Origin of the sequence: Streptomyces sp. NPDC050636 (genome assembly GCF_040654775.1) — a bacterium.
Classification (GTDB): domain Bacteria; phylum Actinomycetota; class Actinomycetes; order Streptomycetales; family Streptomycetaceae; genus Streptomyces.
On the sequence record NZ_JBFAIP010000100.1, the window covers coordinates 1 to 21745 of the forward strand.

Below are 21745 nucleotides of genomic sequence, written 5' to 3' on the forward strand. Positions count from 1 at the left end.
CGGAGTAGCGCCCCGCCGCCCCCTCCGGCCCGCGGGCCCCGGGCCGTACCGGGCCGGCTCGGTCGTACGGAGCCGGCTCGCCCGTACGGTGTCGACTCGGCGGTACGGGCCGGCCTCAGCCCTGCCAGACCCGCGCCCGCAGCGGCATCCCCGAGGCGCCGGAGTCCGGCGTGCGGACGGCCAGCACCTGGTTGACTCCTATGCGGTTGCGCTCGAAGGACAGCGCGCACGCGGCCATGTAGAGCCGCCACACCCGGGCCCGGCCCACCGACGTCAGGCGTGCCGCCTCGTCCCAGTGGGCTTCCAGGTTGGCGACCCACTTCCGCAGCGTCAGCGCGTAGTGCTCGCGGATCGCCTCCACGTCCCGCACCTCGAACCCGGCCTCCTCCAGCTGACCGACCGTCCGCCCGACCGGCGCCAGCTCCCCGTCCGGGAACACATACCGGTCGATGAACTCATCGACGTGGTAGGACTCCTCGTCCTCCAGCGGACGGCGGGCGATCTGGTGGTTGAGCAGCCGCCCGCCGGGCTTGAGCAGCCCGTGCAGGGCCGTCGCGTACTCGGCGTACAGGGCCCGGCCGACATGCTCGGCCATACCGATCGAGGAGATCGCGTCGAACGGCTCGTCCTTGATCTGGCGGTAGTCCTGCACCCGGATCTCTATCCGGTCGGCGAGCCCGGCATCGGCGATGCGCTTACGGGCGTAGGCGGCCTGCTCCTCGGAGAGGGTGATGCCGACCGCCCGTACGCCGAATTCGCGGGCGGCGTGCAGCACCATCGAGCCCCAGCCGCAGCCCACGTCCAGCAGCCGCTGGCCTTCCGTGAGCCCGAGCTTGCGGCAGATCAGGTCGAGCTTGTCGCGCTGGGCGTCCTCCAGCGTGGCAGCAGTGTCTTCGGCGGTCCCCCAGTACGCGCACGAGTAGACCATCGACGGGCCGAGCACCAGCGCGTAGAAGTCGTTGCCGACGTCGTAGTGGTGGCTGATGGCTTCCTTGTCACGGAGCAGGGTGTGCAGCGGGCCGCGGCGGAATCTGGCCTCTTCCTTGGGCGGTGCGGGCGGGATCGGGGCGCCGGCCAGGGACAGCAGCTCCCGGGCGGCGGCGCGCACCTCCGGGCGGGCCAGGGCACGCAGGGCGGCGGCGCGCCGCGGTGTGGAGGCGGCGGTGCCGCGCTCCCAGATCAGTCCGGCGAGCAGGTCGAGCGCTTCGTAGAGATCGCCGTCGACGGCGATATCGCCGGCCACCCATGCACGGGCCAGGCCCAGTTCGCCCGGTTTGAACAGCAGACGGCGCAGCGCCTTACGGTTGCGGATCACCAGTGTCGGTGCCCCAGGAGGGCCTGACTCGCTGCGGTCCCAGGCGCGGATACGGACCGGGAGCGGGGCTCCCAGAACCTCTTCGGCGAGCTTGGTGAGCCGTCCAGCGGCGTCGGCCATGTCGCACACCTCCGTGTTGACGAGTCGGGCAAAGAAGTTTCACCCACCACGTAAACGCCAATGGGGCGCCTCAATAGTCCCGTTCGTCAGCAAGGGAACCGTAAAAGCCCCGCTGCCCGCCAGAGCGGACACGCCGAAGGGCGCCCGCCCCACGGATGGCGGACGCCCTTCGGGCTGGTCGGAGTACCCGACCGGGGTTTCAGGAAGCCTTGGCCTTCGGCTTGTCGCCGGACTCGGCCGCGGCCGCCGGGGCGGGGGCCGGCTTGGCCGCCTCGTAGAACTCCTCGCGGGGGTTCTCCATGGCGCCGAGCGAGACGACCTCGCGCTTGAGGAACATGGCCAGGGTCCAGTCGGCGAAGACCCGGATCTTGCGGTTGAACGTCGGCATCGCCATGCCGTGGTACGCGCGGTGCATGTACCAGGCCAGCCGGCCCTTGAGCTTGATCTTGGTCTTGCCCAGGACGATCATCGCGACGCCCTTGTGCAGACCCAGACCGGCGACCGCGCCCTTGTTGGCGTGGCTGTAGTCCTTCTGCGGGAAGCCGCGCATCCCGGAGATCACGTTGTCGCCGAGGATCTTGGCCTGCCGCAGCGCGTGCTGCGCGTTCGGCGGGCACCAGGCGTTCTCGTTACCGGCCTTGCGGCCGACCATGTCCGGGACCTGGGCGTTGTCGCCGGCGGCCCAGATGTAGTCGGTGCCCTGCACCTGCAGCGTCGTCTGGGTGTCCACGTGGCCGCGCGGGCCCAGCGGCAGACCGAAGCGGGACAGCGCCGGGTTCGGCTTGACGCCCGCGGTCCACACGATGGTGTTGGAGTCGACCTCAAGCCCGTTGTTCAGGACGACATGGCCGTCCACGCACGAGTCCATACCGGTCTTGAGGTAGACCTCGACGCCGCGGCCCTCAAGGTGCTCCTTGCCGTAGGCGCCGAGCTTCGGGCCGACCTCGGGGAGGATCTTGTCGGCAACGTCGACCAGCAGGAAGCGCATGTCTTCGCGCTTGACGTTGTTGTAGTACTTCGCGGCATCGCGGGCCATGTCCTCGACCTCGCCGATGGTCTCCGCACCCGCGAAGCCACCGCCGACGAAGACGAAGGTCAGCGCCTTGCGGCGGACATCCTCGTCGGTCGTGGAGTCGGCCTTGTCCAGCTGCTCCAGGACGTGGTTGCGCAGGCCGATGGCCTCTTCCACGCCCTTCATGCCGATGCCGTTCTCGGCCAGGCCGGGAATCGGGAAGGTACGGGAGACCGCGCCCATCGCGATGACCAGGTAGTCGAAGGGCAGCTCGTACGCCTCGCCGACCAGCGGGGCGATCGTGGCGACCTTGCGGTCCTGATCGATGGTGGTCACCCGGCCGGTGAGAACCTCCGCCTTGGGGAGCACGCGTCGTAGCGGAACCACGACGTGGCGGGGAGAGATGCTGCCGGCCGCAGCTTCAGGGAGGAAGGGCTGGTACGTCATGTACGAGCGCGGGTCGACGACCGTGACAGTCGCCTCGCCGTACCGCATCTTCTTGAGGATGCGGCGTGCCGCGTACAGGCCTACGTACCCACCGCCTACAACGAGGATCCTGGGACGCTCCGTGGTGCTCATGCAACGAGTATCCACCCCCACATGGGGGGTCGCTCGTGAGCCCCTTCACAAGCATCGGGGGGGTATCTGCTACACTCCGCCGGCTTCGTGACCGACGCCATAGCGCCGAGGGGGAACCACGGTGTAACGCGACGCGTTGATACCCCCGTTGATCAGGGATTGTCGGTCGTCGGGCGGCTGAACCACACCCTGCGCGAGCGCGCCGCCACCACACCTGGAACCACTCATTCCCCGGGTCGAAGGGACCTAGGACCTTCGAATGAGGGCTCGACGGCCGGAATGTTCGCCCGTGGGGCGGGTTTTTCATGTGAAGGATTTCACGAACTTTCTTCGCGGCCCCGTGTGCGGGGCCCTTCTGAGCCCCAGAAGGGCGCTCAGAAGGCACGGGACCCGCTCAAAAGGCTCATCGCCAGAGGCCGTTGCCCCGGCCACCGGCCGCGCACGCCGTCCGAGGCCGCGCCCGCCCGACGGCACCGCGGTTCACGCTTCTTCAGCTGCTTTGCAGGCAATGCCGTCAAGGATGTCGTGCTCGCTGACGATGACCTCCTCGGCGCCCGTGCGCTCCATGATCGAGAGCAGTACGAGTGCGCCCGCGGCGATGACGTCGACGCGGCCCGGGTGCATGACGGGGATGGCAGCCCGCTCGGCGTGTGTGGAGGTCAGCAGGTTGCCGGTGATCTCCTGGACCTTGGCGAGGGAGACCCGGGAGTGGTGGATGACCTCCCAGTCGTAGCTGCTCAGCCCGAGGGCGATGGCCGCGACGGTGGTCACGGAACCGGCCAGGCCGACGAGGGTGCCGGCCTCGCTCAGCGGGACCGTCTCCTCGGCCCGGTCCAGCGCCTCGGCGATATCGGCCTTTATCGCGGTGATCTGAGCGGGGGTCGGCGGATCGCTGATCGCGCCGTCGCGCAGCAGATGGCGTTCGGTCATCCGCACACAGCCGACATCCACCGAGCGCGCGGCCCGTACGGAGCCATCGCCGAGCACGAACTCGGTCGAGCCGCCGCCGATATCCACCACCAGATACGGCTGCGCCACATCCGCGCGGCCGACCAGCTCCCTGGTGGCACCGGTGAAGGAGAACTCCGCCTCCTGGTCGCCGGTGATCACCTCGGGCTCCACGCCCAGGATGTCCACCACGCCGCGGACGAAGTCCTCGCGGTTCTCGGCGTCCCGCGAGGCGGAGGTCGCCACGAAGCGGATGTGCTCGGCGCCCAGTTCCTTGATCACCGCGGCGTACTGCCGGCAGGCGGCGAAGGTGCGCTCCAGCGCCTCGGGCGCCAGCCGTCCGGTCCGGTCGACGCCCTGACCCAGCCGGACGATCTCCATCCGTCGGTCCAGGTCCTTGATCTCACCGGCCTCCAGGTCGACGTCGGCGACCAGCAGCCGGATGGAGTTCGTACCGCAGTCGATGGCGGCGACCCGCTTCACTTGGCGTCTCCTTCGGGAGCGTCCTGAGCCTTGGCGGTGTCCGGGCCTTCGGCGGTCCCGGCGTCTTCGGCCGTGTCCAGGCACGGGGACACACACGGCCCCTTCTTCCACCACTCCGGCAGCATCGCGATGGCCTCGTCGCCCAGCGGGTTGACACCGGGTCCGGCCGCGAGCGAGTGGCCGACCAGGACATGCAGGCACTTGACCCGGTCGGGCATCCCGCCCGCGCTCGGGAAGCCCTCCAGCACATCGATGGCGTCCCGCCGCCGGATGTAGTCCTCGTGCGCCGCGCGGTAGGCGGCGGCCAGCTCCGGGTCGGTCGCCAGCCGCTCGGTCATCTCCTTCATCACGCCGTTGGCCTCCAGCGTGCCGATCGCGGAGGCCGCGCGCGGGCAGGTGAGGTAGTAGAGCGTGGGGAAGGGCGTGCCGTCCTCCAGGCGCGGCGCCGTCTCGACGACGTCCGGCTGACCGCAGGGGCAACGGTGCGCGATGGCGCGCAGGCCACGCGGGGGCCGGCCCAGCTGCTCCTTGAAGGCGGCGATGTCCGCGGCGGTGGGCTCGGTGGGCTCGGTCTGGGGCGGGGCGGTGTCCATGTGCGCTTTCGGTGAGGTGGCGGAGTTCGGTGGGGCGGATGGGAGGGACGGGGGCGGGCGTTCGTGACGGTCGGTGCGGGCGGGACGTACGGGCTACCGCTTGTCGGCGGAGTCGACGCCCTGCCACAGATTCTCGTACCAGGGGCGCGGCGCCGCTTGCGGCCCCTTCTGCACGGTGCCGGAGCCGGAGCCGTCCTGGACGATATATCCGGTCTCCCCCGGCATCACGTAGTGCAGATGCCGGCGGGCCTGCTGCCGGACGTATGCCGCATCCTGCCAGCGGGCCTTCTCGTCGCGCAGCCGGTCCAGCTCCTCGGCGGCGTCCTGGGCCTTGCGCCGCTGGTCGCCGATGTCCGAACGCTGGGAGATGTACTGCCGTATCGGGTACGCGAGGGCGACGACCAGCGAGCACATGACCAGGGCGAGCAGTGCGGCGCGGCCGGTGAGCCGATTGCGGCGGGGCGGCCGGGCCCGGTAGACGCGTGCGGCGGCCTGCTCGCCGAGCGCCTTGAGTCGGGTCGCGGTCGAGAACCGGTCCGCGGGCACGTCGCCTCCCCTTTGAGTCACTGACGGCTTAACCACGTACGTCCCCGGCAACGGTACGGGACCGCTGCCGGGGACGTAGGGAAGCCAAGGCTGTCAGCCCTTGAAGCGCAGCAGGCGCCTCACTTGCTGTAGTCGTCAGCCCTTGAAGCGCAGCAGGCGCCTCACTTGCTGTAGTGGTCAGCCGTTGAAGCGCGGTGGGCGCCTCACTTGCTGTAGTCGTCAGCCCTTGAAGCGCGGGAAGGCGGAGCGCCCCGCGTACACCGCCGCGTCGTCGAGGATCTCCTCGATGCGCAGCAGCTGGTTGTACTTGGCGACGCGCTCGGAGCGGGCCGGGGCGCCGGTCTTGATCTGGCCGCAGTTGGTGGCGACGGCGAGGTCGGCGATGGTGACGTCCTCGGTCTCACCGGAGCGGTGCGACATCATGCACTTGAAGCCGTTGCGCTGGGCCAGCTCGACGGCGTCCAGGGTCTCGGTCAGCGAACCGATCTGGTTGACCTTCACCAGCAGCGCGTTGGCGGAGTTCTCCTCGATGCCGCGGGCCAGGCGCTCGGGGTTGGTGACGAAGAGGTCGTCGCCGACCAGCTGCACCTTGGCGCCGAGCTTCTCGGTGATGACGTTCCAGCCGGCCCAGTCGTCCTCGAACAGCGGGTCCTCGATGGAGACGAGCGGGTACGCGGAGACGAGCTCCTCGTAGTACTCGGTCATCTCGGCGGCCGAGCGCTCCTTGCCCTCGAACTGGTACTTGCCGTCCTTGTAGAACTCGGAGGCGGCGACGTCCAGCGCGAGCGCGATGTCCTGGCCGGGGGCGTAGCCGGCTTCCTTGATGGCCTCAAGGATGAGGTCGAGGGCCTCGCGGTTGGAGCCGAGGTTCGGGGCGAAGCCGCCCTCGTCGCCCAGGCCGGTGGCCAGGCCCTTCGCCTTCAGGACCTTCTTGAGGGTGTGGTAGACCTCGGCGCCCCAGCGCAGCGCCTCGGAGAAGGACTCCGCGCCGATCGGGGCGATCATGAACTCCTGGATGTCCACGTTGGAGTCGGCGTGCGACCCACCGTTGAGGATGTTCATCATCGGGACGGGCAGGACGTGCGCGTTCGGGCCACCGAGGTAGCGGAACAGCGGGAGGTCGCTGGCCTCGGAGGCGGCGTGCGCGACGGCGAGGGAGACGCCGAGGATGGCGTTGGCGCCGAGGGAGCCCTTGTTCTCGGTGGCGTCCAGGTCGAACATCGCCTGGTCGATCAGCCGCTGCTCGGTCGCGTCGTAGCCGACGAGCTCCGGGCCGATCTGCTCGATGACGGCCAGGACGGCCTTCTCGACGCCCTTGCCGAGGTAGCGGTTCTGGTCGCCGTCGCGGAGCTCGACGGCCTCGAAGGCGCCGGTCGAGGCGCCGGACGGAACGGCGGCACGGCCCGTGCTGCCGTCGTCGAGGCCGACCTCGACCTCGACCGTGGGATTACCTCGCGAGTCGAGAATTTCGCGGGCTACGACGACGTCGATGGACGGCACGTTGTCTCCTTCATGGGTGTCTGGAGTTCTGCAGCACGAGCCTAACGGGCGCGGGAGCATCCGCTCGCCCTCGGCCCGCTCAGTGGGACGAAAAGAGGCCCAAAGACCCAGTTCACAGGACTTTTGGGGGCGTTGTTCGCAGAGCGGGAAAAATTGCGGGACGGCGCCGGTCAGGGGTCTGCGGCCGGCCGGGGCCGGGGCCAGGCGTGGAGAAGCCCCGTCCGGCGCGCTGGGGGGGGCGGCGCGCCGGACGGGGCAGGATCACGCAAGAGCGGGTTCCGCTGCGGGGACGGCTCAGATGCTGAGCTGCTGGCCCGGGAAGATCAGGTTCGGGTTGCCGCCGATGACGGACTTGTTGTCCGCGTAGACCGACTTCCAGTTGGTGCCGTGCGCCTTGGCGATCTTGGCGAGGGTGTCGCCGGCCTTCACCGTGTAATTGCCGGAACCGGACCCGTCGGACTTCTTCGGGGCCTTCGGGGCCGGCTGCGCCTTCTCCTGCGCGGGGGCCTCGGTCTGCTTCGGCGCGGGCTTCGGCGCGGACTTGGTCTGCGCGGAGCCGGAGGTGTCGACGTCGGCGGCGGGGCCACCAGCAGTCAGGTTGCCGGCGCCGGCGCAGGTCCAGGCGCCCGGGCCCTGGATCGCGAGCAGCTTCTCGGCGGCGGCGATCTGCTGGCTCTTGGTGGCGAGGTCGGCGCGGGGCGCGTACTGGGTACCGCCGGCGGCGGCCCAGCTGGAGTTCGAGAACTGCAGGCCACCGTAGTAGCCGTTGCCGGTGTTGATCGACCAGTTGCCGCCGGACTCGCACTGGGCGACCTTGTCCCAGGTGGAGACGGACGCGGCGGAGGCGGAGGTGGCCGCCATCAGCGGGACGGCCACGGCGGCACCGGCGACACCGGCCAGGGTGACGACGCGGACGGCCTTGGACGGACGACGGTGCTTGCCCTTGTTGATCAGCATGTCTGGTTCGTTCCCTCACCGACGCCTGCGAGGTGAGCTGTCGGGTTCGGGCCATGTGAGTTGCCCGGCCGTGTGTCTTCACACATGGCTTCACCCCAAGCCGGTGGACCCGCTTTCGCGGGCGGGGCCGGCACTTACCTTGGGTCCCCCGCTCCTGCCTTCGGCGCTTGCGCGTCGACTGCCTCCGACCACCGGCAGGATTCGGCGTGTGATCGAAGAGCCCGCTTTGGCGAGCGGTCCCGACCGTAAGCAGTAACCGCCTTACGGTTCAAACCCCGTTTTCTGAACCAAGTTGACAGTTTTTGATCATGAGGGGCGCATATTTCCGCAGGCCGGACGCCGTATGGAAAAGTCGGACGGGTCGGACACCAGTCGCCGGAACGAGATCCATGTCTCACTTTCCCCAAAATGGGACAGAGGCCCGCCAACTGGCCCGCCGGGCAGCCGCCGAGCGCCCGCCAACCCCCCTGCTCAGTTCCCGAGATCGAGGATCTGACCTGGGTGGATCAGGTCGGCGTCGGAGCCGATGACGCCCTTGTTGTGGCCGTACAGCGCGGGCCATCCGCCGGGCAGCTCATGGGCGGCCGCGATGGCTGACAGGGTGTCACCGGGGCGCACGGTGTAGTCGCCGTCGGCCGCCGGCGCACGGTGCGCGTCGTCGCCGCGCGAGGCATGCCGGCCGGACGACCTGCCGCCGTCGCCCGCGTCGGAATCGCTCCCCTTGTCGCCCTTGGTCTCGTCCGCGCCGCCACGGTGCCTGCCCTTGGCGGGCTTGTCGCTCGGCACGGGGCCCGGGTCGGCGGAGTCGGACGCGCCGTCGTCGTCGCCCCGGTCGCCGCCCGGCGTCGTGGAGTCGGACGGGTCGGGCGTCTTGGACGAGTCGGAGGGGTCGGCGGGCTCGGAGGGGTCACCCGGGCCGTCCGGGTCAGACGGGTCAGACGGGTCAGACGGGTCAGCGGCATCCGATCCGTCGGGCGCCGACGGCGAGGGCGTCACGTCGGACGGGTCAGACGGGTCAAAGGGACCGGAAGGATCGGCGGAGCCCGAGGAGTCGCCGGGGCGGTCGGGGGCGTCGGACGAGTCGGACGAGTCGGACGGATCCAGCGGGTCCGAGGGGTCGACGGTGTCCGAAGGGTCGGGCGTCGGGGCACCCATGCCGCCCGGGTCGACCTCCGGCGCACGGCCGTCCTTCTTCAGCCCGGCGTTCACCGCGCAGCTGGGCCAGGCATCCGGGCCGCGGTCGTCCAGGATCTTCTCGGCCACGGATATCTGCTGGGCGCGGCTGGCGAGGTCGGGGCGCGAGGCATAGGCCGCGCCGCCGTACTCGTCCCACATGTCCTGGGTCAGCTGCAGGCCGCCGTAGAAGCCGTTGCCCGAGGCGGCGCTCCACATCCCGCCGCTCTCGCACTGTGCGACCCGGTCCCAGGTGGCGGTGTCGGCGGCGTGCGCACCGCTGGCGGCGAGCAGCGGCATGGCGATGGCGGAGCCGGTCACTCCCACCGTGACAAAGATGGCCGGTGCCTGACGGGGGCGACGGTGTCGGCCTGTCCCGGAGCGCATGCGGTTGCCTTTCGAGCGGCGGTTGAGTTGTCGGCGAGCTCTCGAACACGAGCTCTCGAACGAGTTGTCGATCAGGACGCCGCGGTCACCGCAGCGGTTCCCCGCTGCTCTGCTTGGGCCGTTCGGGTGAAGTCCCGGCGCAGCCCGGCGCGGCCCCTTTCGGTGCACCTCGTTCGGTTCGAACGAAAGGTAGCCGGGGTCACGGGGAGTCACAAGTCGGTGTAGTGGAGATCACGTAAAGGTCACGTGCGTGACAGAGTGTCAGCTTGCCTGGAAATTCGGCCCCGTTCCCGGTCAGAGCTTCGCCGGGGCTTCGTCAGCAGTACATCAGTGCTTCGCCGGTGTGAACTCCACCGGCAGGGACCGAAGTCCGCGCATGATGAGCCCGCCGCGCCACCGCAAATCGTCAGGTTCCGCGGCAAGTCGGATGTCCGGGAGCCGGGTCAGCAGGGTGGCCAGAGCGGTCTGCCCTTCGAGCCTGGCCAGCGGTGCGCCCAGACAGTAGTGAATGCCGTGGCCGTATCCCAGATGCGGATTGTCACGCCGGGTCAGGTCGAGGACGTCCGGCTCGGCGAAGCGTGCCGGGTCGCGGTCGGCGGCCGCCAGCACCACCAGGACCGGGTCGCCCTCGGCTATCCGCTGCCCGCCCAGCGTCAGATCGCAGGTCGCGAACCGCCAGGTCGCCAGCTCCACCGGGCCGTCGTAGCGCAGCAGTTCCTCGATACCGGTGGCGAGCAGCTCGGTGTCGCCCGCCTCGATGGACTTCTGGAGCAGCTCGCGCTGGGCAGGGTTGCGCAGCAGTGCGTAGGTGCCGTTGCCGATGAGGTTGACGGTGGTTTCGAAACCGGCGAAAAGCAGGATGAACGCCATCGCGGCGACCTCGTTCTCGGTGAGGTGTTCGCCGTGGTCGGAGGCCCGGATCAGGCCGGAGATCAGGTCCTCGGCCTCGTCCGGCACGGTGCCGAGATCCGCCCGCTTACGGTGGATCAGCTCGGCGAGATAGCCGCGCATCTTCTTCACGGACCGGGCCACTCCACCGCGCGGGCCCCCGCCGTGCCGGATCATCATTCCCGCCCAGTCGCGGAAGTCGTCCTGGTCCTCGCGCGGGACGCCGAGCAGATCGCAGATCGCGTAGATGGGGAGCGGGAACGCGAACTCGTGGATGAGGTCCGCCTCCCCCCGCTCCGCGAAGCCCGCGATCAGCGTGTCGGTCAGCTCCTGTACCCGCGGAGCGAAGGCCGCGACCCGGCGCGGGGTGAATGCCTTCGAGACCAGCCGGCGCAGCCGGGTGTGGTCCGGCGGGTCGATATTGAGCAGATGCGTCATCAGGTTGGCGCTGCGCTCGCCCGGGATGCCGACCTTGCCCTTGCCGTGTGCGGCCTCGCTGTGGTGGACCGGGTTCTTCGACAGCCGGGCGTCGGCCAGCGCCTGCCGGGCATCCACGTACCGGGTGACCAGCCATGCCTCGACGCCGCTGGGCAGCACGGTCCGGTGGACCGGCGCATGCTCGCGCAGCCAGGCGTACGCGGGGTACGGGTCGGCGGCGAACTCCCAGGTGAACAGCTCGGGAGCCGGTTCGGGGGCGGGCTCGGGGACCGGGGCGGCGGCCGGGGCTGCGGGGCAGCCCGCGGGGGCGCCTGCGGGTGTGGCACCGGGGGTGGCCTGGGGGGTGGCGTCGGGCTTGTCGTGCACCTCTCGACCGTAACCCGAGCCCCGCACGCCCCAAGACGCCCGTACGACTCACCCGCCCCGCACTCCCTTATCCACCCCCAGCCGCCCCGTACGACTCACCCGCCCCGCTCCCCCGGATCCCGCCCCGCTCCCCCGGATCCCGCCCCGGCCCCAGCCCGATCCCCAGCCCCTCCAGGAACGCCGCGGCCGCGGGCGACGGCCCCAGACCGCTCCACACCACCCGCTCGGTGCGCTCGGGCGCCGGCCGTACCCGCACGATGTGCAGCCCGGACAGCTCGGAGGCGATGGCCTCGGGCACCATGCCGACGCCGAGCCCGGCCCGTACCAGCTTCGCCAGGAACTCGACGGTGGTCACCTCGAACGCCACCTCCGAGGTCAGCCCCGCCGCTCGGAACGCCTCATCGCGCTGACGGCGGGCCGCCGACCCGGCCGTGAAGTCGACAAAGATCTCCCGCGCCAGCCGCGACAGCGTGGTCCACTCCTGCCGGGCCAGCGGATGCCCCGGCGGAACGATCGCGACCAGCTCACCGCGCGCCAGCTCCTTCTCCCGCACGCCGACGGTGCGCGCGCTGGGCACCAGCCCGACGAAGGCGACATCCAGTACGCCTTCCCGCACCTTCTCGATGAGCGGATCGCTCATTTCCATCTGCAGGCTGATCCGCACCTTGGGGTAGCGGGTACGGAAAACGCCCAGCTCACGCGCCAGATCGACGGCGGCAACGGTCGAGATCGCCCCGACCGCCAGCCGGCCCCGCACCTCACCGGTCGCCGCCTCGACCTCGGCGCGCGCCCGCTCGGCCGCCTGGAGCGCCTGCCGGGCGACCGGGACGAAGACCTCGCCCGCCGCGGTCAGCCGGACGCTGCGACTCGTCCGGTCGAAGAGCCGCGCGCCGAGCTCCTTCTCCAGCCGGGCGATCTGGTGGCTGAGCGCCGACTGCACCACATGGCAGCGCTCCGCGGCCCGGGTGAACCCACCGGTCTCGGCGACCGCGACGACGTACCGCATCTGCTGAAGCTCCACCCCTGGACCCTAGCCAGCAATCCCCCGATCCATCTCCATTCACGATGGATGCGATGAAAACTATGTGTTGGACTCATCGATTGCGCCGGGCGCAGGCTGGACTGGATCGGCCCGCCGCCGTGGTGGCTGCGGGCGCTGCCAGGGGAGGCCATGTCATGAAGCGCGGACACCGTCCGGCACAGGGGACGGGGCATACGGACGCCGGACATCCGGAAACCGAGCCGCCTCCGGAGTACACGGGACGCCTGGGGCGCGGCACGCTGCTCCTGATGTCCGTCGCCACCGGCCTCTCGGTCGCCGGCAACTACTTCGCCCAGCCGCTGTTGGACGTCATCGGCCACGATCTGCACCTGTCCGCGTCCACCGCCGCGCTGGTGGTCACCGTCGCCCAGGTCGGCTACGGCCTCGGGCTCCTGCTGCTCGTCCCGCTCGGCGATCTGCTGGAACGTCGCCGGCTGGCGGTCACGCTGTGCGCGGCGACCGCCGTCTTCCTGACCGTGACGGCGAGCGCGCCGAACGCCGCCCTGCTGCTCACCGGCACCGCGCTGACCGGGCTGGCCTCGGTCGCCGCGCAGGTCGTCGTCCCGTACGCGGCGACGTTGGCGGCCCCCGCCGAGCGCGGCCGGACCGTCGGCACCGTCATGACCGGACTGCTGCTCGGCATCCTGCTGGCCCGTACGGCCGCCGGTCTGCTCGCCGAACTCGGCGGCTGGCGAACCGTCTACTGGGTCAACGCCGCGCTGATGCTGCTGATGGCCGTGCTGCTACGGCTCCGGCTGCCCGCGCTCCGCACGCCGGCCGGCCTGCGGTATCCGGCCCTGCTCCGCTCCACCCTCGCGCTCTTCGCCCAGGAGCCGGTACTGCGCCGGCGGGCAGTGCTCGGCGCGCTGTCCTTCGCCGGCTTCAGCGTGCTGTGGACGGCGATGGCGTTCTTGATGTCCGGTCCGGCCTACGGCTGGCAGGAGTCGGCGATCGGACTGCTGGGGTTGGTGGGCGCGGCCGGTTCGCTGTCCGCGTCGACGGCCGGCCGACTGGCGGACCGGGGGCTGGTGCACCGGGTCACCGGCGTGGGGGCGTTCTTGCTGCTGGGGTCGTGGGGTCTGCTGGCGGCCGGGGGCGCGGGCGGGGCCTGGTCACTGGCGGCACTGCTCGCCGGGGTGATCGTCCTGGACCTGTCCGTGCAGGCCGTACACGTCAGCAACCAGAACCTGGTCTACGCCATCCGCGCCGAAGCCCGTAACCGCCTCAACTCCGCATACATGACCAGCTACTTCGTGGGTGGTGCGGTGGGCTCGGCGCTGACGTCGGTGGTGTGGAGCGCGGCAGGTTGGGGTGGCGTGTGCGCTGTCGGCGCGATGCTGGCGGCCGCCGTCGTGGCGGTATGGCTCACCGACCGCCTGCGCAGCCGCCGGCACTCAGCACAACCCTCCCCCTACTCCGCGTCCTCCGCGTCCTCCGAAGAGAGTCCCGGCAGCCCCTCCGCCGCTCGTATCGCATCGCGGTAGGTGCGGGCCGCGGCGCGCAGCGCGGTCTCCGGGTCGATGCCCTCGGCCTCCGCCCGGACCGCCAGCGCCAGCAGGTCGTAGCCGATGCCGTCGCCCACCGGGACCGCATCGATCCCGGCCGTACGGGCCCGGGAAGCGAGCTTGCCGGCCAGCGCCAGCGCGGGCTGCCCCAGCGGCACGCCCTCCGTGACCGACTCCCGCTGCTTCTCTATCGCCTTCGTGCGCAGCCAGTGCGCCTTGACGTCCTCGGGCGTCGCAGCCGTCTCGTCACCGAAGACATGCGGATGGCGGTGGATCAGCTTCTCGACGATCACACCGGCCACATCGTCGAGGGAGAACGGCTCATCGGGGTCCTCCTGTGCGATCCGGGCATGGAAGACGACCTGGAGGAGTACATCTCCCAGCTCCTCGCGCAGCGCCTCGCGGTCGCCCGCCTCGATGGCCTCGACCAGTTCGTACGCCTCCTCGATGCCGTACTTGGCGAGGTCCTGATGCGTACGGATGCTGCTCCAGGGGCACTCGGCGCGGATCTGGTCCATGACCTGGACGAGGTCCAGCAGGCGGGCGCCGGGCAGGTCGTAGGAGCCGGGCAGCAGCTCCAGGTCGGGCATGGTCTCGCGGCCGGATCCGGCCAGCCGGGCCAGGCCGTCGGTCAGCGCGCTCTCGCCGTCGGCGGAGGTCAGGACGACGGCGGTGCGGGCGCCGGGGACGCAGTAGTCGACCAGCTCACGGGCGGAGAGGGCGGCCTCCTCGACCGCTGTGCCGGCTTCGCGCAGGTAGGGCAGCTGCGGATGGTCCGGGTCGGCGCACAGCACCCGATCGGCCTCGCGCAGCGTCTGCCACGCGGGCCACGACAGCAGCCCGGGGGCGACCCGGTGGCTGGTGGTGAGCAGGACCAGGCGTCCGGTGCCGCCGCCCTCGGGGCGGGCGTCGGCGCCGAAGTCAGCGGCAGATGCGTCAGCGTTCACGCATCGAACGTAACGCACCGCACTGACAACGCCGGCGCCGCACTGCCAAGGCCCGGCACCGGTCGCCGCAGCCGTGGGGCTGCTCCCCCCTGCCCGCTACCGCTCAGGCCTGCTGCCGCCGCGCCGCCGCGGCGTCGGGCGTGATCCACGGGTACTTCGTCTCGCCGAGGATGACCTGCTTGTCGTCCCACTTGCCGAACCGCGGATTGACGTCGATACCCATGGACCGGGACGTCCTGGACAGCGCCTCGGCGAGCTGCTGCTGGCCCTGCGGCTGCCCGCGGTCGGCGCCGATGCGCTTGGCGAGGCCGTCGAGCAGCAGCTGGTTGCGGACCATGGTGTCGACCTCGTCGGGCGCGATGCCCTGCTGGAGCCACATCGCCTTCAGCCGCGCGGCGCCGCCCGCGCGCTCCTCGGCCTGCGCCCGCCACTTCTGGATTTCGCCCCGGGTGATCGTCACCCCGGCGTCCTTCGCGCTGCGCGCCAGCACCTGGTCGAAGATCAGGCCGTTGAGGGTGGCCAGGCTCAGCCGCCCGGTGTTCATGATGAGCTGGCCGCCCTGCGGGGACTCGGCCTGCGCGTCGCGTACGTCCTTCACCTTCTCCTGGAGCTGCGAGACGGTGATCCGCTTCCCTTCCACGACGGCCGCGGCACCGGGGTGCGCGTCGCTGCTGCACGCGGCCAGCAGCGGCGTCGCGGCCAGCAGGGCGGCGGTGGCGGATACGGAGAGCGCTGTCCTACGGCGGAACACTTGGCCTCCCGGCAGATCGTGCGACGAGTCTCGACCTTGAGTGATCGATGCTGATGCTATGGAGTCGGCGTGGCCCAGGCCACACCTTCGGCCAACGATCTGCGGCTGGGACGGTTCCGCCTCCCGGCTCACCTGCTCCCCTTACCCCCGCACCTGCCCCAGCCAGTACAGCGTCCGCCGGATTTCCGCCGGGAACGCATGGTGCGGGCCGTGCAGCCGTTCCGCGTCGTACAGGAGGCGGGACAGGGTTTCCTGGGCGGCGCCGTGTTCGCCCTGGGCCAGGAGGAGTTGGCCTATGGAACGGCGGATTTCCAACGGGCGTACGGGGTCGTCCAGGTCACGCTCGAAGTACGGGAGCAAGGCGCGGAATTCTTCCAGGGCCTGGGACACCTCGCCGAGTTGTTCCAGGCACTGTGCGGCCTCGTAGTGGAACTGGAGTGACTGGCGGGTCGCCCCGGGGCCGGATTCCTTGCCGTACTCCTCGGCCAGCTGGCGGAGTTCGGGCAGCGCGCGGCGGTACTGGCCGTCGTCCATGAGCGTGGCGGCGTACTGCTTGCGGAGCGAGCGGACGACGGGGGAATCCGCGCCGTGCCGGGCCGCGGCGGCCGGGAGGATGCCGCCGAGGATGTCCACGGCGTGGGTGATCCGGCCCTGGTCGAGCAGGCCCTTGACCTCGTCGACGGCGCCGGCGACGTCCGGGCCGGCGGGCGGCGTCGCGGAGTCCCGCGGGCCGGGGCCGGGCCGGCCTGGGGTGGGCGTGGGGGCGGGAGTGGAGATGCGCGGGTCGACGGCGGGGGTGGCGGCCCGCCGGCCGGCGGGCGGGTACGCTCCGGCGGCCGCGGAGCCGGCCAAGGCGGGTGCCGGTTCCGGGCTCGGCGACGGGCCCGGGCCCGGCATGGGGGTCAGGGCCGGTGTCGGTGGCGGGCTCGGTGTCGTGGAGCGCACCGGCCAGGGCGCGTGCGGCTGCCGGAAGGGGCGGGTCGGGTCCATCGGGGCGAGTGGGGCGTGCGGGGTCTGCGCGGCGTACGGTCCGGCGTCGGAAGCGGGCAGCAGTGGAGCCAGCGCCTGATAGACCTGCTGAGCGTCGGCGGGGCGGGCCTGCGGGTCCTTGCGCAGCAGGTGGAGTACCAGCGCTTCGAGGGCTTCGGGGACGTCGGGGCGCAGCCGGCGCACCGGGACGGGCTCTTCGTGCAGATGCCGGTGGAGGACGCCCAGCGCGGTGGAGGCGGCGAACGGGACGGTGCCGCTGAGGAGTTCGTGCAGCAGCACCCCGAGGGCGTAGAGGTCGGTGTGCGGGCCGACCGCGCCGCCCATGGCCTGTTCGGGGGCCATGTAGGCGGGGCTGCCGATGGGGGAGCCGGTGTGGGTGAGGCGGGTGGTGTCGGTGTCCAGGGCGGAGGCGATACCGAGGTCGAGGACGACCAGGGAGCCGTCCGGCCGGATCATGACATTGCGCGGTTTGAGGTCGCGGTGCACGATCGGGACCGCGTGGACGGACGCCAGCACGGCGCAGAGCTGGGCGGCGACGGAGACCGCCCACGGCCAGGGGTAGGGCTCGTGCTCGGCGAGGTGGTCGGAGAGGTCGGCGCCCTCGACGTACTGCATCACCAGATAGAGGTCTTCGTCGTCGCTGCCGGCGTCGTGGACGGTGACGAGCCCCGGGTGGTCGACCTGGGCGGTGACCCGGCATTCGCGGACGAAGCGGCGGCGCATCTCCTCGCCGTCCGGGGTGCCGGCGACCCGGTCGGGGCGCAGCAGTTTGACGCCTACCCGGCGGTCCAGGCGGCGGTCGTAGCCGATCCATACCTGGCCCATGCCGCCCTGGCCGAGCAGCGCGGAGAGTTCATAGCGCTCTGCGATGACGCGGCCGTTCAACGTCCCTCCTCCTTGCGGAGGTAATCGCTGAGCTCATCGAGCTCGGCACGCACCCGGTCGATGCGCTGCGGCCGCTCGTGGGGAGCCGCGGGCGGATAGCCGTAGCCGGCGCCCTGGGGCGCGCTGTACGGGTTGGCGTGGGGCGGCCTGCTCTCGGGTGCATACGGCTGGGTTTCCTGCGCGTGTATGGGAGCCGGGGCGGGCTGCGGCGGCGGGCCGTACGGCGCGGGCGCGGGCTGGTAGCCGTACGGCGCGCCCGGGTGGGCCGCGTGGCCGCCGGGGGAGGCCGCCGGGGGGTAGCCGTAGCCCGCTTCCTGTGGAGGGCTGCCAGGGGGCCCGTATCCGGCCGGCTGTGCAGCGCGGATGTCCACGACGAGGTAGTAGGCGACAGCACCCACCATCTGCACCAGGATCGCGGCCACCTGGACGTTCGTGCGCCAGTCCGTCTCCGGGTGGCTTCCGGTCAGCATCACGAGGACGAGCAGGACCAGGTCGGCACCGAACAGCCACCAGCCGAGCGGCTTGCGCTGCACGAGCGCGGCGCGCAGCAGCGCCGCCCAGGCCAGGAAGCCGAGGCTGAGCACGGTGGCGGCCACGAACAGCACCCTCAGCGTCACGACCGTGCCCCGCGCCGGGGACTGGTGCGGCGGGTGGGCCGGGGCCGGGCCGTGCATTGACTGCTCCTGATCGATCGGTGGTGGCGGGTGAGGCCGTGCCGTCTCGCGCACGCAAGCGGACGGGCGCGGGCGCGCCTCAGCTCCGCGGGCACGGATACGTGATACGCGATACGCGCACGGAACTGCGAGCGTATATACGACAGCGCCACCGCGTGCGGGGTTGTCCGGAATGGGCCGTGCGATATGCCGTTCCGCCGGGCGGAGCCGCCCCGGGGCGGCGGGTGTTCGCCCGGTTCGTCCCGTTCGCCCCCGACGGCTCCCCGGGCCCCGCCGCGTCACCGCACCACGTCAGTCCGGCGCCACCGAGCCGTCCGTGAGTCCGTCGTGCAGTCCCTGGACGAGCTGCTCGCCGAGCCGGGACGCGAGGCGCAGGGCCTCTTCGAAGTCGGCCAGGTCGCGGAACCGCCGCCCGTAGCGCCGCTGTTCGGCGAGCGGGAGGCGGGGCAGCTGGAGGCGGCGGACGTCGAGCCGGGTGGCGGACGAGGCGTAGCTGCTGGCCTGGCGGTTGTTGGCGGTGCCGCGCAGGAATCCGGCGAGGAACCAGGGGTCGAGGGCGGCCGGGTCGGGCCGCAGGGCGGTGAGGTTGCGGCCGAGGGCGGCACCCGCGGTGGCGTCGTCGATGACCCGGGCGACCGCGCCGCCGCCGAGGACCGGGACGACGACATCGCCGGCCAGGAGGAGGACCGGTTCCTCGGCGGGCCCGGAGGGGGGCGCTTCCGGGAGGGTGCCGGAGGGGGCGGTGGCGCCGATGACGTCGTGGTCGGCGAGGACGGCGGGCGCTCCAGTACCGGCCGGTGCGGTGCCGGCGCCGCCGGTGCGCAGGGTCAGGGCGCCGGAGCGGGCGAGTTCACCGACGGTGGTGAGCGGCCAGCGGACGGGACCGGGCTGCTGTCCGGCGTCCGTCCCCGTGGGGCGCGGGGTGAGCTGTGTCGTACGGGCGAGGGTGTCGGTCAACCGGTCGCGTACCCGGGCGAGTTCGGCGGGGCCGCCGGCCGCCGAGGGCGGCGGGAGGTGCCGGGCCGGGGCGAGGTCGACGTCGTCGTCGAGGAGGTCGATGGCGGCGAGCGAGCGCCGTACGCCGGGCTCTTCCTCGATGCCGCCGTCGCGGTCGAAGGCCTGCCAGGCGTCGACGGCGGTGGCGTGGACGGTCTGCCAGTCGAGTTTGTCGCGGCCGCCGGGCGCGAGGGCTGCGGTGTCCACGACGAGGAGGTGCGGGGAGGGCGGCGCGCCGTTGCCGGGCTTGCGCAGCACCCAGAGGTGCAGCGGCACGCCGTTGGGCGGGGCGGCGCCCGCGGGCAGCGCGATGACGGCGCGCAGCGCGCCGCGGCGCAGCAGGTCGGCGCGGATCCGGCGGCCGGAGCGGCGGGAGGCGGCGGCGGGCGGCATGAGCAGGACGGCGGTGCCGCCCGCGCGCAGCCGGGCCAGTGCGTGCTGGACCCAGGCGAGTTCGGATTCCGTACGGGCCGGGAAGCCGTACTCCCAGCGGGGGTCGTAGGCCAGCTCGTCGTGGCCCCAGTTGCGTTCGTTGAACGGCGGGTGGACGAGGACGGCGTCGGCGGCGAGGTCCGGGAAGGCGTCGGCGCGCAGGGTGTCGGCGGCCCGTACCCGGACCTGGGCGTCGGGGGCGCTCAGGGCGAGGCGGAGCGCGGTGAGCGCGGCGAGGTCGGGGTCGGACTCCTGGCCGTGGAGGGCGAGGGGGGCGGCGGGGGCGCCCGAAGCATCGGCTTCCGGCTTCTCGTCCCCGGCCCGCTCCTGAGCGGCGGTCAGCAGGCCGCCGACGCCGCAGGCCGGGTCGAGGACGGTGCGCAACGGGCCGTCCGGCGCGGCCAGTTCGGCCATCAGCGCGGCCGGGCCCGGCGGGGTCAGGGTGTACTGCCGGGGGTTGGCGTCCAGGTGACGGCCCAGCAGGAAGGCGTACGCCTGCGCGGCGCCGTCCGCGGCCGCGAGGTCGGCGGCGGCGCGTACGAGCGTGGCGGACGGGGCGAGCGCTTCGCGGGTCAGACCGCGTACGGGGTGGTCCGCGCCGAGCCGGGCGGCGAGGACGGAGTCGAGCATGGCGGGCAGTACGCCGGTCAGCTCGGTGTCGTCGGCGGCGCCGCGCAGTTGCTGCCAGGCGGCCGGCCGGTCGTGGGCGAGCAGTAGGACGGCGCCGGCCTGGCGCAGCGCGACGGCGGCGCCTGCCGGATGCCCGACGAGCTGCTGCCAGACCCGCTCGCGCAGCGGCACCTCGGCGAGTTTGCCCTGGTCGCGCAGCCACTGCTCGATCTCGCAGAGGGCGAAGGCGGGGCTGGTCTCGGTGCCGCCGACCGGCTTGGGGAAGTCGGCATGCCGGCGCCGCCAGTTGCTGACCGCGGCCCGGCCGACGCCGGCGAGGCGTGCGATGCCGGCGGCGGTCACCTCGGTGGCGCGGTCGGCCGCTCCGTTGCGCGACGCAGCGTCTTCCGCGTTCACGGCGCCTTCCGCGTTCACGGCGCCTTCCGTGTGCACGGCATTCACGGCGTGTACCGCGTTTCCCGCGTGCTGCGGGTTTTCCGCCGCCGGACCGCCGTCTGCCGCGATGCCGACCGTCGCGCTGTGCGGTGATGCGTTGTCCGGCACGTGGCTGGCTCCTGTCCCGATAACCCCTGACCGCTGTGTGTCAACGAGCATACCCATCCGCGTCGAACTAACCCCTTCACACCGTGAACATATTTAGTCTTTGTGAGCTCGTGTTGACTCGGTTCACAAGCCGTGCTGTTATTGACCCATCGCTTCACCAGCACCACTTCGGCAGGATCGATCAAGAGCCCGGAAGGGGCCCCTCGTATGTCTCAGCAGATGCAGTACCAGCCCACGCCGCAGGGGCCGGCCGGTGCTCCGGGCCACCAGGCGGCCCGCAACGGACTCGGCGTCGCCGCCCTGATCCTCGGCATCATCGGCTCGCTCAGCGGCATCCCGATGATCCTGTTCTGGCTGGCCGGACCGCTCGGCCTGCTGGCACTGATCTTCGGCCTGGTGGGCATGAGCCGGGTCAAGAAGGGCCAGGCCACGAACAAGGGCGTGGCGGTGACCGGCACGATCCTGGGCGCCCTCAGCATCATCCTGGCGATCGTCGGCCTCATCGTCACCGTGCTGGCGGTCAACAAGGCCGTCGACGAGGTGAAGGAGGAGTTCGACAAGCAGTCGGGCAGCAGCAGCAACATCAAGGACCTCGGCGCGGGTGAAGCGGCGAAGTACAACAACGGCCTTGAGGTGACCGTCTCGAAGCCGACCCCGTTCACCGTCGACCCGAACACCCTGATCAGCGGCCACACCGAGGGCAACAAGGCGTACAAGGTCACCGTCACGCTCAAGAACACCGGCGACAAGGCGGCCACCAACCCGCTCATGTCGACCGACGCCGAGGCCGACGGCAAGAAGACCGAGGAGGTCGCCGACGACAAGCACGGCATCCTCCACCACGACTGGGAGAAGACGCTCGACCCCAACGAGTCCGACAGCGTGGAGATGGTCTTCGACGCGCCGCCGACCGCGAAGGAGCTCTCCATCAAGATCACGCCGGACATCCTGCTCGACCCCGCGAACTGGAAGCTGAGCCTCTGATCCGCTCCACGTCCGTAGACAACGCCGTCGGCCCGGAACCGCTCCCCTCACGGTTCCGGGC

Annotated in this window: 17 protein-coding genes and 1 riboswitch; of the genes, 2 read left to right on the forward strand and 15 right to left on the reverse strand. The window is 71.5% G+C overall.

All coding sequences use genetic code 11. The features are described from left to right. Positions 1-115: 115 nt before the first annotated feature. The 10 genes from AB0I10_RS34975 to AB0I10_RS35020 all read right to left on the reverse strand — a co-directional run bounded on the left by AB0I10_RS34975 (position 116) and on the right by AB0I10_RS35020 (position 12326). Positions 116-1435 (reverse strand): cyclopropane-fatty-acyl-phospholipid synthase family protein, encoded by a 1320-nt coding sequence (locus AB0I10_RS34975; protein ID WP_363156745.1) that lies wholly within the window; start codon positions 1433-1435, stop codon positions 116-118. A 199-nt stretch (positions 1436-1634) separates the two neighbouring features. Beyond that, complete coding sequence (locus AB0I10_RS34980) at positions 1635-3026, reverse strand: NAD(P)/FAD-dependent oxidoreductase (RefSeq protein ID WP_363156746.1); 1392 nt, start codon at positions 3024-3026, stop codon at positions 1635-1637. Between the two features lie 480 nt (positions 3027-3506). Then, positions 3507-4457, reverse strand: a complete 951-nt coding sequence (locus AB0I10_RS34985) for a Ppx/GppA phosphatase family protein (protein ID WP_363156747.1) — start codon at positions 4455-4457, stop codon at positions 3507-3509. Continuing rightward, a complete protein-coding gene (locus tag AB0I10_RS34990; RefSeq protein ID WP_363156748.1) occupies positions 4454-5050 on the reverse strand; it encodes a DUF501 domain-containing protein in 597 nt (198 codons plus the stop codon). The genes AB0I10_RS34985 and AB0I10_RS34990 overlap by 4 nt, the downstream gene beginning before the upstream one ends. A gap of 93 nt (positions 5051-5143) precedes the next feature. Beyond that, complete coding sequence (locus tag AB0I10_RS34995) at positions 5144-5596, reverse strand: septum formation initiator family protein (RefSeq protein WP_363156749.1); 453 nt, start codon at positions 5594-5596, stop codon at positions 5144-5146. Positions 5597-5815: 219 nt separating this feature from the next. After that, positions 5816-7096 carry a phosphopyruvate hydratase gene (eno, locus tag AB0I10_RS35000; protein ID WP_363156750.1) on the reverse strand — a complete coding sequence of 427 codons (1281 nt, stop codon included), beginning with the start codon at positions 7094-7096 and terminating at the stop codon, positions 5816-5818. A 294-nt stretch (positions 7097-7390) separates the two neighbouring features. Then, positions 7391-8053: a transglycosylase family protein gene (locus AB0I10_RS35005; RefSeq protein ID WP_363156751.1), complete on the reverse strand. Its 663-nt coding sequence runs from the start codon at positions 8051-8053 to the stop codon at positions 7391-7393. A 7-nt stretch (positions 8054-8060) separates the two neighbouring features. Then, a riboswitch (cyclic di-AMP (ydaO/yuaA leader) is annotated at positions 8061-8270 on the reverse strand. Between the two features lie 254 nt (positions 8271-8524). After that, positions 8525-9553, reverse strand: coding sequence for a transglycosylase family protein (locus AB0I10_RS35010; protein WP_363156752.1), 1029 nt, complete (start codon positions 9551-9553; stop codon positions 8525-8527). A gap of 387 nt (positions 9554-9940) precedes the next feature. After that, positions 9941-11176, reverse strand: a complete 1236-nt coding sequence (locus AB0I10_RS35015) for a cytochrome P450 (RefSeq protein ID WP_363156760.1) — start codon at positions 11174-11176, stop codon at positions 9941-9943. Between the two features lie 196 nt (positions 11177-11372). Beyond that, entirely contained in the window at positions 11373-12326 is a 954-nt protein-coding gene (locus AB0I10_RS35020) for a LysR family transcriptional regulator (protein WP_363156754.1), read from the reverse strand. A gap of 269 nt (positions 12327-12595) precedes the next feature. On the opposite strand from AB0I10_RS35020, the gene AB0I10_RS35025 reads away from it, so the two are divergent. Continuing rightward, a complete protein-coding gene (locus AB0I10_RS35025) occupies positions 12596-13831 on the forward strand; it encodes an MFS transporter (RefSeq protein ID WP_363156761.1) in 1236 nt (411 codons plus the stop codon). Here AB0I10_RS35025 and AB0I10_RS35030 read toward each other — a convergent pair. The 5 genes from AB0I10_RS35030 to AB0I10_RS35050 all read right to left on the reverse strand — a co-directional run bounded on the left by AB0I10_RS35030 (position 13759) and on the right by AB0I10_RS35050 (position 20499). Then, positions 13759-14799 (reverse strand): nucleoside triphosphate pyrophosphohydrolase, encoded by a 1041-nt coding sequence (locus AB0I10_RS35030; protein WP_363156755.1) that lies wholly within the window; start codon positions 14797-14799, stop codon positions 13759-13761. The genes AB0I10_RS35025 and AB0I10_RS35030 overlap by 73 nt on opposite strands. Before the next feature lie 103 nt (positions 14800-14902). After that, entirely contained in the window at positions 14903-15550 is a 648-nt protein-coding gene (locus AB0I10_RS35035) for a SurA N-terminal domain-containing protein (RefSeq protein ID WP_363156756.1), read from the reverse strand. A gap of 141 nt (positions 15551-15691) precedes the next feature. Continuing rightward, the gene (locus AB0I10_RS35040; protein ID WP_363156757.1) at positions 15692-17425 is read right to left on the reverse strand and encodes a serine/threonine-protein kinase; all 1734 of its coding nucleotides are present in this window, start codon (positions 17423-17425) and stop codon (positions 15692-15694) included. After that, the gene (locus AB0I10_RS35045) at positions 17422-18099 is read right to left on the reverse strand and encodes a hypothetical protein (protein ID WP_363156758.1); all 678 of its coding nucleotides are present in this window, start codon (positions 18097-18099) and stop codon (positions 17422-17424) included. Before AB0I10_RS35045 ends, AB0I10_RS35040 begins: the two co-directional genes overlap by 4 nt. 291 nt (positions 18100-18390) lie before the next feature. Then, positions 18391-20499, reverse strand: coding sequence for an N-6 DNA methylase (locus AB0I10_RS35050; RefSeq protein ID WP_363156762.1), 2109 nt, complete (start codon positions 20497-20499; stop codon positions 18391-18393). Positions 20500-20907: 408 nt separating this feature from the next. On the opposite strand from AB0I10_RS35050, the gene AB0I10_RS35055 reads away from it, so the two are divergent. After that, positions 20908-21684 carry a DUF4190 domain-containing protein gene (locus AB0I10_RS35055; RefSeq protein ID WP_363156759.1) on the forward strand — a complete coding sequence of 259 codons (777 nt, stop codon included), beginning with the start codon at positions 20908-20910 and terminating at the stop codon, positions 21682-21684. Positions 21685-21745: the final 61 nt, after the last annotated feature.

Excerpts from the sequence above, each read along its gene's own strand:
- AB0I10_RS34975 (WP_363156745.1), bottom strand. The coding sequence starts at position 1,435 with ATGGCCGACGCCGCTGGACGGCTCACCAAGCTCGCCGAAGAGGTTCTG.
- AB0I10_RS35045 (WP_363156758.1), bottom strand. The coding sequence starts at position 18,099 with ATGCACGGCCCGGCCCCGGCCCACCCGCCGCACCAGTCCCCGGCGCGG.
- AB0I10_RS35025 (WP_363156761.1), top strand. The coding sequence starts at position 12,596 with ATGTCCGTCGCCACCGGCCTCTCGGTCGCCGGCAACTACTTCGCCCAG.
- AB0I10_RS35005 (WP_363156751.1), bottom strand. The coding sequence starts at position 8,053 with ATGCTGATCAACAAGGGCAAGCACCGTCGTCCGTCCAAGGCCGTCCGC.
- AB0I10_RS35055 (WP_363156759.1), top strand. The coding sequence starts at position 20,908 with ATGTCTCAGCAGATGCAGTACCAGCCCACGCCGCAGGGGCCGGCCGGT.
- AB0I10_RS34990 (WP_363156748.1), bottom strand. The coding sequence starts at position 5,050 with ATGGACACCGCCCCGCCCCAGACCGAGCCCACCGAGCCCACCGCCGCG.
- AB0I10_RS34980 (WP_363156746.1), bottom strand. The coding sequence starts at position 3,026 with ATGAGCACCACGGAGCGTCCCAGGATCCTCGTTGTAGGCGGTGGGTAC.